Annotated in this window: 11 protein-coding genes; 6 read left to right on the top strand and 5 right to left on the bottom strand. The window is 42.1% G+C overall.

Annotation, left to right across the window (positions count from 1 at the left end; translation table 11 throughout):
• Positions 1 to 226 (top strand): integrase core domain-containing protein (locus L5M28_RS13145; RefSeq protein ID WP_263203538.1); only part of this gene is annotated, 226 nt, incomplete at its 5' end.
• A gap of 3 nt (positions 227 to 229) precedes the next feature.
• Here L5M28_RS13145 and L5M28_RS13140 read toward each other — a convergent pair.
• The 3 genes from L5M28_RS13140 to L5M28_RS13130 form a co-directional block, all read right to left on the bottom strand.
• Positions 230 to 340 carry a hypothetical protein gene (locus L5M28_RS13140; protein ID WP_411569177.1) on the bottom strand — a complete coding sequence of 37 codons (111 nt, stop codon included), beginning with the start codon at positions 338 to 340 and terminating at the stop codon, positions 230 to 232.
• Between the two features lie 580 nt (positions 341 to 920).
• Complete coding sequence (locus L5M28_RS13135; protein ID WP_263203536.1) at positions 921 to 4,868, bottom strand: NACHT domain-containing protein; 3,948 nt, start codon at positions 4,866 to 4,868, stop codon at positions 921 to 923.
• 671 nt (positions 4,869 to 5,539) lie between these two features.
• Positions 5,540 to 5,797, bottom strand: a complete 258-nt coding sequence (locus tag L5M28_RS13130; RefSeq protein WP_263203534.1) for a hypothetical protein — start codon at positions 5,795 to 5,797, stop codon at positions 5,540 to 5,542.
• Positions 5,798 to 6,259: 462 nt separating this feature from the next.
• On the opposite strand from L5M28_RS13130, the gene gloA reads away from it, so the two are divergent.
• On the top strand, positions 6,260 to 6,670 hold the full coding sequence (gene gloA, locus L5M28_RS13125; RefSeq protein ID WP_006087315.1) for a lactoylglutathione lyase: 411 nt from the start codon (positions 6,260 to 6,262) through the stop codon (positions 6,668 to 6,670).
• 159 nt (positions 6,671 to 6,829) lie between these two features.
• Here the strand turns inward: gloA and msrQ are convergent, their stop codons facing one another.
• A complete protein-coding gene (msrQ, locus tag L5M28_RS13120) occupies positions 6,830 to 7,492 on the bottom strand; it encodes a protein-methionine-sulfoxide reductase heme-binding subunit MsrQ (protein WP_105252441.1) in 663 nt (220 codons plus the stop codon).
• Positions 7,493 to 7,538: 46 nt separating this feature from the next.
• Positions 7,539 to 8,573: a protein-methionine-sulfoxide reductase catalytic subunit MsrP gene (gene msrP / locus L5M28_RS13115; protein ID WP_263203532.1), complete on the bottom strand. Its 1,035-nt coding sequence runs from the start codon at positions 8,571 to 8,573 to the stop codon at positions 7,539 to 7,541.
• Between the two features lie 253 nt (positions 8,574 to 8,826).
• Here msrP and rmuC point away from each other — a divergent pair, with 253 nt between their 5' ends.
• From rmuC to L5M28_RS13095, 4 genes are all read left to right on the top strand, one after another.
• A complete protein-coding gene (gene rmuC, locus L5M28_RS13110; protein WP_263203531.1) occupies positions 8,827 to 10,401 on the top strand; it encodes a DNA recombination protein RmuC in 1,575 nt (524 codons plus the stop codon).
• Between the two features lie 81 nt (positions 10,402 to 10,482).
• Complete coding sequence (locus L5M28_RS13105; protein ID WP_028760024.1) at positions 10,483 to 12,408, top strand: transglycosylase SLT domain-containing protein; 1,926 nt, start codon at positions 10,483 to 10,485, stop codon at positions 12,406 to 12,408.
• A gap of 239 nt (positions 12,409 to 12,647) precedes the next feature.
• The gene (locus L5M28_RS13100) at positions 12,648 to 13,352 is read left to right on the top strand and encodes an EAL domain-containing protein (RefSeq protein ID WP_113939636.1); all 705 of its coding nucleotides are present in this window, start codon (positions 12,648 to 12,650) and stop codon (positions 13,350 to 13,352) included.
• Positions 13,353 to 13,537: 185 nt separating this feature from the next.
• The gene (locus tag L5M28_RS13095; RefSeq protein ID WP_263203529.1) at positions 13,538 to 14,449 is read left to right on the top strand and encodes an AAA family ATPase; all 912 of its coding nucleotides are present in this window, start codon (positions 13,538 to 13,540) and stop codon (positions 14,447 to 14,449) included.
• The last annotated feature ends 55 nt before the right edge of the window (positions 14,450 to 14,504 follow it).

Below are 14,504 nucleotides of genomic sequence, written 5' to 3'. Positions count from 1 at the left end.
TTGTTGGGATAACGCACCAATGGAGCGTTTCTTTAGAAGTTTGAAATCTGAGTGGATACCCGCAAGTGGTTATGGGAATTTTACAGAAGCAGATAAAGAGATCACAAATTACATCACTGGATATTACAGCGAGACTAGGCCCCATCAATATAATGGTGGGTTAACGCCAAATGAGTCAGAACGTTTATATTGGAATGACTCTAAAACCGTGGCCAATTTTACTTGACCACTACATCTTGCCTAACTTTTCGTACACATCTTTTAGTTCAGCAACAGATAACTCTTTAACAGAAGCTTTTAAACGACGAGCATGAGTTAAGATCTCTAAAAATTCAGACATTGTATTTTCCTAATAAGTTTGTATCGCAACAATATAGCTGATTTTCAATTTGTAATGAATACACAAAGAGATTCAAATTAATAGAAGTAAAGTGCAATTTTCGCGAGTTATAGCGCTTAATCGACGTATTTTGCGCATTATCGTGACAAACTTGTCTCAAACTCATCTTATGCAGAGAATATGCATAAATAGTCACATATCTATCAGTCTTTATTGTTTCACTCTTAATCAGCAGAGAAAATGCGATAGCATGACTGAATAGTAAGTAACTCGTTTTGGGACAAAATCACTTAGAGTATTGATTCTAGTTAACCTGTCTTGGATTAGAAAAAGTACCTTTATCATGCAAAGTACAAAACCTCCCCCCCGAAGCCCGCTTCATTTCAACACCTTATGATAAGTAAGGTTAAACGGAAAAATGTACTGCATTTTAGCAGCTTTGTTTCCTAATAGTGAAATCCAATGTTTTTCGGGTTTGAATCAAAATAACATTCTGATTACAGATAAACGACTGACTATGAAACAAAGGTTTTAAGCGACATACTGGCGCTCAGGAAGCACTCTGTAGTTATTTGTGCTTTTAGGAAACAAAGCCCTTTATAGCGACTCCAATAGATACAATAATTACTCCTACGATGATTTTCCCTAAAAAACTTTCGTGCCATTTACTAGCTTTAATCGGATCAGGGATATTTTCAGTTTTATTGCTGTCTTGAGTAATTTTTATATCCTTATTGTTGTCGCCTATAACAGAATTAGATACTGGTCCGTTGAAGTTATTACTCACATTATTCTCGATTTTAGTCAAAAGTACGGTTGATTCTACACCAAGGTTTAATTCCTGAGAATACTTATTAAAAGCGGTTTCTGTCATAGCTTCTTTATCTGCATCCTCTATCACTCGCTGTAAAGCTAAATGCTCTATCCATGACCTTCTGTAAGGGACATCATTCCACATCTTAGCAATATCCATCAAAGCTTTATAAGTTTCTTCACCTGGGATTTCTTTCAATGAATTAAATAGGTCATTTCTAGCATCTTGAGCATCGTCTCTTGATGTCGGTGAATAACACTCCCCGTTTGTCCTATCTATATCATCTTCTTCCCGTATGTATAGATGCATCAATTTATATAACTCCATAGTTGAAGTAACTGTATGATGTGACTTCCTGCCACTCAACTCGTCATAACTACGCTTATTAGATAGCTCAGAAAGTACGGATATAGCTAAGTTAGTAGCATCTTCATTAGTTTGTTTTTTTAGCTCCGCACTTAATAGTGGTACACCTTTTACTGCATCCGAACTAACTAATATAGCCCACCACATGCCTTTAAGGTTGTCGAAATTATTATTAATTTTGTACTCAGACAAGCTAGCAAGCTGTTCATTGGATATATATTTTGATGCAGTCAATATGCGTAAAACATTTTTGTTAACTTGATAACTTTGGTTGTTTAAATCAGATATAAGGTCAAACAAAGGCCGAGATAATGTTTCAAACAAGTAATGACCATTTACTAGCATTTGCCCTAAAACGTAACGACCTGAATCAGGCTCTCCACTATTAGTTAGCAACCACTGAGTTTCTTGCATTAATATTGATGAAACTAACAAAGGGTGAGCTATAAATAACTTCTCAAACCAGCTTGGTAACGCGTTCATTTCACAAAGAGCTAACTTCACAGCTTGCTTTACTTCTATTTCAGATAAAGACGCCTCCCAATTATCAATAGTCTCATTTTCAATACCGACACCACTTAACGCGAAGATAAAACCATAAGTAGCAGAGCTTAAATCATTTCCCTCTGACTTTAATAACGGTGCATTATAAGAGCGCCAATAAGAAATTGAAGCGTTTTTATACGCTAAAGCAACCTCGCCTCCAAAATCAGGAGTCAACAACTCCCAATTTAAGCAACACCAGTGATTGTTATCTTTAGATTTGTTCCTTATACAGTTAAATAAATAACGTTGAAAACCATTTATCTGCCCCGTCACAGCATGCCTTATATCTAAGATAATTTCAGGCTTAGCTTTTATTGAGAAAACACTTTCAATAAAGTTATTCTTTCTTAACTCTTCTTTTTCTTCACGCTGCTTTGAAAATTTTTCCTGTTGAGCTTCGTGTTCTTTATGCCACTCTTCTTTTACAGGGTTTAAGAACCCCTTTAAAAGAGCAACACCACCATCAAACTCATAGGATGCACTATTAAGTTTTTCAAGATCTTCTGAAGCTAGACCATTTTCTTTTGCTAACGCCCACGCCAACGAAAAGGCGATACACTTGTCATCTCTAATCGACTTAGACATAACCCATTTTATTGCCTGCTGAAAGTCATCGTAGTTAAACCCCCAAAACTCCTGATAAACACGAACTTGAAACCACATATCAACGGACTTAGGGTTTGGGGATTGTTTATTCTCCTCTTCTACCCTGCTCCTTTTTTTAGCTACATCGTGCCAAAAAAGTTGATAGTTAAGTTCCTTCCAGTTTTTAACAGCTTCGGGAATCTTTTCCTCGTGTTGACTATAGCTGCCGCACTTATGGTAGACCTGAGCTCTTGATATGAGTTCAAGTACGTTAGTTGATAAATGTGATATTTCTTTTAATTTAATGACCCTAAGTAAAGCTACCTCTACACAGCCAAATAACCATTCATATCGCTCAGATACTAAACACATATAGTGCTCGGCATATGGCTTAGTATCAATCATGCCAAACAATGAGTCTATTACAGTTAAAATAGAGTCAAAGTTTAATCGTTCGATATAGTTTTCAACTGATGACTGTATAGCTCGATAGCTGTATTTATTGGGCTTGACGATACAAGGTAATATTCCTAACAATTCCTTTGTTTCTAATTGATTCCCGTATTCATCAAGTATCAAACAAGCTAGAGATTCATTATTAGTATCTAAAAAAGCGGCAAGTAATTCACTTGCATTAGCCTTAATCACATCTGGCCTCGCCACTTTCTTTAATAGCCTTACAGCTAAAGTTTTAGATAACACATCCATTTCAACTGCTTTTGATATTTCACATGCTACATCCTCACACTCTTTGGCTTCAACACATAAAGCCATTTGCAACAATATTTGCCTTAATTGTTTATTGCTTGAGTATCGTTCCAATAGACTATGAAATATGCTCCCCATATCAGGGTGACTGAACCTAGCAATAGCATTAGCGTCAAATGAAATAAATGAATCATCTGTTGCGCCAATCATCTCACAGAACTTTTCAAGTAAAGTTTGACGCTGTTCTATTGGTAACTTAGAAGGGTCCCCCTCTTCTATAAATACTTCCGGCGATATATTTGCCACTACTTCAGCAAAGCTATCGTTCATAAGAGCATACCACGACAATATGGGCTTTAATGTCTGTATAGGAACTTCTATACCGTAAGTAGTACTATAAAATAAAGAACGAAGCTTATTGTCGCTACCTTTACTCGCATACTTTATTGACACCCATTGAGCAGTTAAATACTCCCTTAAGAGTCTATTTGCAAAGCTGACAGTGCCATATGCAGAAGGCTCAAATACAGCTCGATTAAGCAATGTAGTGATTTCATCATTAGTCCAATCAGGAAGGACTTGATGAATATTGAGAACATCATGATAAACCTTTGCGTCAGGAACAGAAATTTTAGACTTTTTACCAAAAGTTAATGCCGCCGCAATCTCTTGTACACCTTTAAGGACTTTTGATAAAGATAAATCACACTTATCACGACCGACCTCTATTAACTCTAGCTTAATAGTTAGCAGGTTTTGCAATAACTCGGAGCGAGAACCAATTCTTTGATTTTTTTTCCAAAACTCAACTACCGATAGCAAATCTAATGGTTTTCTAGTAAAAAACTCAGCTTCTTTGCCTTTTACCTCCTCCATAAAGATATCAATATTTTCAATACCTTTCTCTAGAGAAAAGATACGAATTTGTTCATAACTTAAGTCGGAAAAAGAATATACCTTAAAAGAGGAGTTAGACTTATCATCATGATTTTTAAGTGATAACAAGTTTTCAACAAATTCAAAATCAGTTTTTGGCCGCCAAGCTGAACCTCTGGATGTTATGAATATTTTTGCTCTACTTATTCCTTTGTTTATCTTTTTGCTAAAGCAGCGAAGTGCTTTTTGGAAGTCTTTTTCATTTGCAATTTTTGCCTCATCAACTGAGTCTAAAAAAAAGTAACCATATTCTTGACCTGACAACCAAGTATCAAAAAGAGATATATCTCCAAACTCAAAAGCACCTTCAAAGTTATCCTTTATGTCTTCAATTTTTATGAAAAATGAACACTTTTTCTCTGCTGAGAGTTTCTTAGCTTGCTCTCTTATTTCAACAGTTTTACCTGAACCAGCCTCAGCCAAAATAATTATTCGGTCTTTATTTAATAAGTCATCCCAAGAATCTCCATTTTTTGTTCCAAGAGAATAAAAATCCGAAAGATCTTTCTCATCACTTAAAGATGTTGGTATTTCATTAAACAGCCGGTTAAGTTCAATATAAGAGTTAGACATACAAGTAAAGTCAAAGTTGTTAGTACAGAAAACTTACCACATTTTAGACAGTTAGCACATATGGCTTCTTAAAAACGCAATATATTATTTATCTTGGCGGTATGCTAATAAGTCATTCACGTCTGCTGACGGACAAGAAAAAAGATAGAACAGACATAACTTTTAGGTTGAACGTGGCCCTTTTGCATTAGCTTTTCTATAGTCAGGCCTTAACTCCCCTTGTTTATCTTTTGAACAGCGAAAATCATTTTGGGGCATCGTCGAAATAACTTCAGCCTATCCATCGCCAAGCGAGAGTTCAGCCATAAATTGAAGTTCAAATCAGTCTACGGAATCGGTGTCGATTCACATCCTTTCAGCAGGGTGATGGTTTTCACGCAGTGAAGCCATCGCCTTGCTAAGCCTTCAGGGAAGAAATCTTATAGAGTGCTCGTTCTAATTTGCTACTCTTTTTGTAAAGAATAACGGGCTTAAGTTTTTAAACATTTTGCTCGTTACAGCGCTTTGTTTACAAAACTTACATTTTTCGTAAAGGATGATTGTGACTGAGATGGAATTTAACCCCTTATATAAGCCACCTCACTCACTCACCCACCAAAGAGAATGCATTTTTAGTAAATATAATGCTACTTTAAAGAAAAAATCTATCCTGAAGAGTAAGCCCAAGCCAGTTAGCCTTGGCTTTTCTTCTCGAGCAAACTGACTAGCTCTTCATATTTTGGCTCTTGCCCAAATTGCGGCAAGGCCACTGCAAACACCACTATTCCAAAGGCCATATAAATGGCGAATTCATTGACCCACAAGCCAGATATCGTCAGCCCAGTACCCAGCACGACTAATGCAATCACAGCTAATCGCACTTTCTGCGCCATCTGTACTTTTCGCTTAGCCGATGCAATTAATGCTATTTCAGTTTCGCTAAACAACATTTTCCAATCCTTGTTAAGTTTTACGTGCATTAAATCACAGACAAACAAAAAGCCGCAATAGCGGCTTTTTTGCTTAACTTGGAGCTGGGTTAACTCAAACTAATATTAGTCGTTAAAACATTGAAACAAAGAACGCGCTGAAAAATAAAGCAATTACAACTGTAGTGCCTAAGGCCATTTTAACTTCGGTGTTCATCATTCACTCTCCTAGTTGGTATGGCTGTATTATCGTCAACCTCGCGGTAAAATCCCATGTTTGTCTCTGTGTTTTGTGAGCAACAGCCAATTTATCGGCAATTTTCTTATCACAATCCGCAAATTCGCCCGTCGACAGCCAGCGTTTCCTATCCTAACCAATCGAATTGATCAAGTGTGATAAAAACACCATGGATGAGATTTGTGGTCATGCGCAGAGACATTTTTGATATACTCCCCACCGTAATCTATTTAGAGAGAGGACCTATGTCGCAACTATTACACACTATGATCCGCGTCGGTAACTTAGAACGCAGTATTGCTTTTTATACTGAAGTGCTCGGCATGAAACTACTTCGCACCTCTGAAAATCCAGAATACAAATATTCTTTAGCTTTCGTAGGTTACGGTGAAGAATCCACAGGCCAAGCCGTGGTTGAACTGACCTATAACTGGGGCACTGACAAATATGATTTAGGCACAGGCTTTGGCCACTTAGCGATTGGCGATGAAGATATCTACGCCCGTTGCGCTGCTATTGCCGCAGCCGGTGGCAAAGTGACTCGTGCTCCAGGTCCTGTCGCAGGTGGTACCACTGAGATTGCGTTTGTTGAAGATCCAGACGGTTATAAAATTGAGTTCATTCAAATGAAATCAGCGACCCAAGGTTTAGGTTAAGTCCTGCCTACTGACCCCGAAAAAGTAGCTGAGCAAGACTATATATTCAGCGAAAAATGCCGGATCTTCATTCGGCATTTTTGTTTTTATACTTTAGATCTCACGTTAGGCACAAAGAAACATAAATCAAGCCAGTGATTTACTGCTCGCGCCATACGTCTAAACCGACTTTATCGAAGCTTTATCTTGTGTCAGCTTACGCTCGGTTTTGTTCGCCACTTTACGGCTGAAATGACGTTTAAACCAAGGCGTGCGCCACAGCAGCAACACACTAAAACCTACGATATAGAGACTTGGCTCGATGATTTCCGATTTTACCGACCAGTAAAAATGGATTGGCGCTAATATCGCGACTAAATACACCCCATTATGCAAGGTTTGCCAACGACGTCCCATCTTGCGCATCAAGGCTTTAAACGAAGTTATCGCCAAGGCGGTGACGATAAGATAAGCCACTGCACCGACTAAAATATACGGCCGTTTTACCACCTCGCTAAACAATAATTCCCAAGCAAACAACAGATCTAAACTAAAAAAGGCCAAGATATGCAAAGTGGCATAGGCAAACACATATAACCCCACTAAACGGCGGGTCTGCATCAACAGCCCTTGCTTGGTCAACTTTGCAATCGGGGAGATCAGTAAGGTCGCCGCTAGCGCATTTAATGCGCCTATGCCTGTGTAGTGAATAATGTGCTGCACGGGATCGCCACCCGCACGGCCAAGCACCACTGTGAGCACAAGGTAGACGATGGGCACTAAACCCAACAAATGAAATAACGCCTTTAGCCAAAACAAGTGCTTAGCGGTTAATCTCAACATAGCTTGTCCCCGCTTAATAGCGAATCCCCAAACAACAAACCAATCATCAATAGTATTTCCTCAGATCCATGCCGTCATACAGTGAAGCCACAAACTCGCCGTAACCGTTGAACGGCTGGGTATCGATGCGGGTTGCTGAAAACAATCCCCCCTCGCCGATACGACGCTCTGTGGCTTGCGACCAGCGTGGATGATCCACCGCCGGATTAACGTTGGCATAAAATCCATACTCGTGTGAGGCAAGCTGATTCCAGCTGGTCGGCGGTTGTTTATCCATAACGCGAATTCGCACGATTGATTTAATGCTCTTAAAGCCGTATTTCCACGGCACCACTAAGCGAATGGGCGCGCCGTTCTGCGGTGGCAAGGTTTTACCGTACAAACCCACCGACATTAAGGTTAAATCGTTCATAGCTTCGGCTATCGTGAGGCCTTCAACATAGGGATAATGAATACCTCCCCCCATTAATCGGCTCTTCTGCCCCGGCATTTGCTCGGGATCAAAAGCGGTTTCGAAGGCGACATACTTGCCCTTACTGGTGACGCCAACTTTTTTCAATAATGCCGCCAGCGGGAACCCCACCCAAGGGATCACCATAGACCAAGCTTCAACACAGCGCAGGCGATAGTTACGCTCCTCAAGCGGGAACATTTTAGTCAGATCATTAAAATCTAAAGTCATGGGCCGTTCAACTTCACCTTCGATACGCAGTTGCCAAGGATCGACTTTAAGGCCTTGGGCATTATTGAAGGGATCTTGCTTGTCCGTACCAAATTCGTAGAAATTATTATGCTGCGTCACTTTATCAAATGGGGTTAACACATCGGCGTCACCGTACTGCTTATTGGATTGAAACGTCAGTGGCGTAGTGATAAATGAGGACTTAGGTTGATCGCCAAATAGATCGAATAATCCAGCCTGCACATAACCGGGCACGCTGGCACCGATAGCACCGAGTCCCATGGCTTTTACAATTTGCCGACGCGAGCGAAATACCGCTTCGGGCGTCACTTGGTTGTCTTGCATGTGCCACTGCGCTTTTTTAAGAATACCTGGGGTAAAACGGGAATGTTTAGCCAATTGACACCTCTACCATCCAATGATTAAAGCTACCGAGTCGCGATAAAAACCTTCTCTGGCGCTCTTCTGTATCGCTCACTCTTATATAGACAGGTAAAAGCCAGAAAAACTTTCCACCCGTGAATAAATTCACCTTAAACGTATAAGACTTGCTCATTCAAGCATTAAGCGCAGATATAGTTGATTAAAGGGCTTGAAGCCTGTTGGGGGGCATGCGAACCTAAGCGCCAAAGCTAAAGGAGTGCTATTGATCATGCCATTTTCTCAATCTTTTTCTGTCGCCGAAATCATCGGCCTTCTCGCCATTGCCTTCTTAGGCCTGTTGATCGGTGCTCTGCTCAATCAAAGACTCACCCGCCAACGCTGGCAACTACACAAAGACCAACTTGAGCAAGAAATGCGTCAAGTAAATGAAGATGCAGAATTATCCTTAGCACAACAGCAAATTTTGGTCGATGACAAAGAAGCGCAATTACGTCAATACCAGCAACGCCTTGAGCTCAAAATTGAACAACTGGGCAAAGCCGAGGCCTTAGCCGAACGCGTTCCCACCTTAGAGCAGCAATTAAATGATAGCCAGCGCCGTCAGTTAGAGATCCAATTAGCCCTGTCGAAATCCAATGCCATGCAGCAAACCATTCAAGCCAAGGCCGATGCCCAGCAAGAATCGCTGCAGGATAAAATTGCCAGCTTAGAATCGGCCGAAGTGCGTTTACAAACCCAATTTGAAAACCTCGCAAACCGTATTTTTGAAGAACGTAGCGAAAACTTTAAGCACCAAAATGCCAGCCAACTCGAAGGCGTGCTTGGGCCATTGAAACAACAGCTTGAAGGATTCAGACAGCAAATTCGTGAATCCTACACCCACGAACAGTCCGAGCGCAGCGCCCTTAAACATCAACTTGAGCACCTGCGAGATCTCAATCTGAAGATGAGCCAAGATGCAATCAACCTGACCAAAGCGCTCAAGGGTGATAACAAGCAGCAAGGTAACTGGGGTGAAGTGATCCTCGATCGCGTCCTGCAGGAAAGCGGCCTACGCGAAGGCCATGAGTACCATACCCAGCAAGATCTCAAAGACGACAATGGTAAGCGCTTTAAGCCGGATGTGATTGTGCATCTGCCGGAAAATAAAGACGTGGTCATCGATGCTAAGATGTCGTTGGTCAGTTATGAGCGCTACTTCAACAGTGAAGATCCGGCACTGCGCCAACAGGCCATTAACGAGCATGTCATTTCAATTCGCAGTCACATTAAAGGCTTAAGTCAAAAGGATTATCAACATCTGCATGGCCTTAAGAGTCTCGATTATGTATTGATGTTTATTCCTATCGAACCGGCATTCTTACTGGCATTGGAGCATGATCCTAGCCTAGTCAATTTTGCCCTTGAGCAGAATATCATGTTGGTTAGTCCAACGAATTTGTTGGTAGCCCTGCGCACAATTAACAATATTTGGCGCTACGAATATCAAAATCAACACGCACAAACCATTGCAAAACAAGCGGGTCGAATTTACGACAAGTTATGTGGTTATATTGAAGACATGGAAAAACTCGGCCGCGCCTTAGATAATGCGGAGAAAACCTATCACAGTGCAATGAACAAGCTGTCATCGGGCAAAGGCAACCTAGTGCGTCAAGCCCATTTAATGCAGCAGCTCGGGGTCGATACCAGCAAACAACTGGATAAAATGCTGCTAGAAAAAGCGCTCAATGAAGCCCAAGACGATAACGACACTCAGGATGACGACGCTGAACTTAATCTATCGCATACCCGCGATCCTAAGGACACAGAACTCGAGCCTGTCGAGTGCAATGATAGATAACAAGAATTGAACACCCATTAATTACCTCAAATCGATACGGACATGTCGATTGATACCTTGATGCCCGGAGGCAAACGCTCCATGTGCAAAGCAGTTATAAATGTGGTTATATCCAGTGCAATATTGCTCGCAGGCGCATTGAATGCCCCTGCTGCACTTGCGTTAACGTCAACGCAGAAAACCTTTCTTGAGGCCGAAAAAGCCCTGAAGAAGCAAGATTATGCAACCTATAAACCCCTACGGGCAAAACTAGGTAATTATCCGCTCGCGATTTATTTAGATCATGATATCGACATAGGTGCTCTTAATGCCTTACAGGGTTATGCAGCTAAAGCCTTAATTGAAAAATATGAAACCACACCCATGTACAATAGGTTACGGTCTAAATATTTAAACAATGCTGGTAGCCAAAAACGCTGGAATGATTATCTTGCAATCACCCCAGAAGCGCCTACCGACATCCGCCTGCAGTGTTATTACTATGAGGCGAAACTCGCCAAGGGCGATCTAAAAACGGCTTATGCGGCCGCACAATCACTTTGGGTATTTGGGGGTTCGCGACCAAAGGAATGTGATCCTCTTTTCAACACATGGACCAAAGCGGGCAAACGCACACAAGATGTCGTATGGGCGCGAATGATGCTGAGTTTCGAGGCTGGCGAAACGAGTTTACTGAGTTTTTTATCCCAAAAAATCACCACCCATAGTAACGAAGCTAAGCGTTTAGTCGCCGTCTATAAAGATCCCAATAGCCTGCGCCATACCGAAAAGTTTAAAGATAAAAATCCCATTGTCGGTGACATAGTTGCCGCAGGATTAAAACGCCTTGCCCGTAAGGATCTCGACCAAGCCATTAATTTGTATGAACGGTATCAAAAAGCCCATCGTTTTACCCCAGAACAAGCGCAGCAGCTAGATAAATACCTTGTTCGCCGCATTTTAATTGAACAAGATGATAACTATAAAAACTATGTCGACAATGTGCTCACTGAGCTGAAAAATGACGACCTATTTGAGCGCCGTTTAAGATGGGCTATCCGCGATCACGACATGCGCAGTATTGCCCGTTACTTGAACCTACTCCAACCAGAAACCTTGGCAAAGGAACGTTGGCAATACTGGCTTTATCGCACCAATGCCAAAGAAGCGCCTGAAAGCGCCATAAAAGCGCTCGCGACAATCAGTAATGAACGTAATTTTTACGGTTTTGCTGCTGCGCAGTTCTTAAATAAACCGGTATCACTCAATCAAAGCCCTGAGCCTGTTGTTGATGCCAATAGCCAAAAGTTAACCGATGATCTCGGCTTTGTCAGAGTGCAAGAGTTAATGGCGCTCGACCGTTATTTCGATGCTCGCTATGAATGGATGTCGCTACTAAAACGCAGTGACAATACGATGCGAGCACGCTATGGACGCTATGCCCATGAACAGGGCTGGTACGATTTTGGGGTTGAAGCCAGTATTCAAGGTAAGCTGTGGGATGATATTCCTCTACGCTTCCCTATGGCGCACCAAGCCGGTTTTGAGCACGCCAGCAAAAAGCATAGGGTTAACATCGATGAGATCCGTGCGATTAGCCGCCGCGAAAGTGCATTCTATCTTTATGCGACCTCGGGCGTAGGTGCCCGTGGTCTAATGCAAATTATGCCTGCCACGGCCAAAGCTACCGCCAAAAAACACGGGGCCAGATATAGCGATCCAAAGGATCTCTACAGCGCAGAGCTTAACCTCAATCTTGGTAGCGCTTACTATGCCCAGCTGTTGAAAGAGTTTAACCAAAACCGCATCCTCGCCACGGCGGCCTATAACGCAGGTCCCTCTCGCGTGCGTCGCTGGTTATCAAACTCTGATGGCAAACTCGATGCCATGGGCTTTATCGAGGCGATTCCCTTTACTGAAACCCGTGAATATGTTCAAGCCGTCCTCAGCTATCGATTGATTTATGAGGCGCAAAAGCAAAAAGCACAGCCATTATTCAGCGAAGCTGAGCTTAAGTTTGCTTACTAACTCGCGACATGAAAAGGAACTCGATACTTAGCAGCATCGAGTTCCTACTTTTCAGCATACCCTAGGGTAACGCTCATGCTTTAACCACCAAAAATTCTAAATGATATTCTCTAAATTCAAATAATTAGCAAAGCGAATAATTATTCAGCAATCACGCCGTTTTATCGAAAACTTGTTTGCACTGAAGGGCATTAAATGCGAATAATTAGCATTAAAGCATTAAGAATCCCATTACACCCATGATTAACCTTAGTTCGTTAACCCTTAGCTGCGAATACCAACCCTTTGTCAATCCTCATACTTTAGCCATCGACGGCTATGAAGCCTTAGCACGCTTTTACTTGCCTAATGGTGATGCGGTTGCACCTAATATTGTGTTCGAGCAATTGCATGAATCCACAGAAATACTCGCTGCAGTTGAATATCAAGCCAAGGCATTTCAACTCATCCATGCGCCGAGTCAGCAGCGAATTTTTATCAATGTTGATCCCCACGCCGTCGATGGACCACATACCGCCAAGCTCATTCGTTTGCTGTCCCACTATGAACGAGTCACGGTCGAGATCATCGAAAACACCTGCATTAACGATGCCCAGCTGGCCAGTCAATTATTCACTCAATTTAAACAAGCTAAGATACATGTGGCGCTGGATGATATTGGTGCGCCCCACTCCATGCTCAGTGTCGATCTGATGATGAACGTGGATTATCTTAAGTTCGACCGCCATTGGTTAACGCACATAACACACCCCGAGGGAGCACAATTATTAATTGCATTGGTCAACTTTGCCAAAAAGACCCACAAACAGTGCATTTTAGAAGGCATAGAAACTGAAGCTCACTTAGCCTTTGCGCGGGATATCGGTGTCGACTTTGTCCAAGGCTTTTTGTTTAAATCCTGGTTTATTCGCCCCACCAGCAGCCAAGCACTGTGCCTTACGTAAGATCAGGCTAAAACGGTTTACATTCGCGCCACCAGCCCACTCAAGACCAAACCTAATGCTGTCGAGTAATTGATTTAGCACTAGAAATGCCACTGGATATACGGGCGATGATCCGCCATAGTGATAACGCACATCAGCTTGCAAATGCACCTTAAGCACACTTCCAAATGTATTAGGAGTCGCCCGTGGCACTATCTGGGATCAGCGAATTACTACAACAACTCGAACAAGTATTGCTGGGCAAGCCTAGGCAAATTCGTCTCGCTTTAGCCTGTATTCTCGCCCGTGGGCACCTGTTGATTGAAGACTTACCCGGTATGGGTAAAACCAGTATTTCCCATGGTATAGCCCAAAGCTTAGGTTTGAGCTATCAGCGGATCCAATTCACCAGTGACATGCTGCCTGCCGACATTCTCGGCGTATCGATTTTTGATAAACATCAAGCACAATTTATCTTTCATCCTGGACCAATTTTTAAGCAGATGATTTTGGCCGATGAAATTAATCGCGCCAGCCCTAAGACACAAAGCGCTTTACTCGAAGCGATGGCCGAACAACAAATTTCCGTCGATGGCATCACCCACAGATTGCCCAATCCTTTCTTTGTGATCGCGACTCAAAATCCCACCGATCAATCCGGTACATTTTCGCTACCAGAATCGCAGCTCGACAGATTTATGATGCGTCTGTCTATTGGTTATCCAAGCCACGATGCTGAACTCGCTATGCTTAAGAGCAATCATAACCACTTAACCTTAGATCAATTGCCCCAATGCCTGACACCGATGGCCTTAATGCAACTGCAAGAGCAGTGCGACAAAGTCAGCGCTTCCGATGCCTTACTCAATTATATTCTGGCCTTAGTGAGTTTTTCCCGTAGCCAAAGTGACAGCGTGGGGTTATCACCGCGTGCCACCAAAGCGCTATTACAAGCGGCTAAGGCATGGGCCTTTTTAGAAGGTCGACATTATTTAGTCCCAGAAGATGTGCAAGCGGTATTTTGTTGTGTAGCGGAGCATAGACTCAGAACCAGTAGCCAATTACAGGGTGAAGCCTTATCCGAGCGAATTCTCGCCAGCGTTAACCCTATTATGTAGCAAGATACTGTAATGAGGAGATATCGCTAAAGTATGCAGTTAACCCATTAAACTA

This window comes from Shewanella sp. SW32, from assembly GCF_025653365.1.
Lineage (GTDB): Bacteria > Pseudomonadota > Gammaproteobacteria > Enterobacterales > Shewanellaceae > Shewanella > Shewanella oncorhynchi.
Note: the sequence above shows the minus strand (reverse complement) of the source record. Positions and strands in the feature narration are given on the sequence as shown.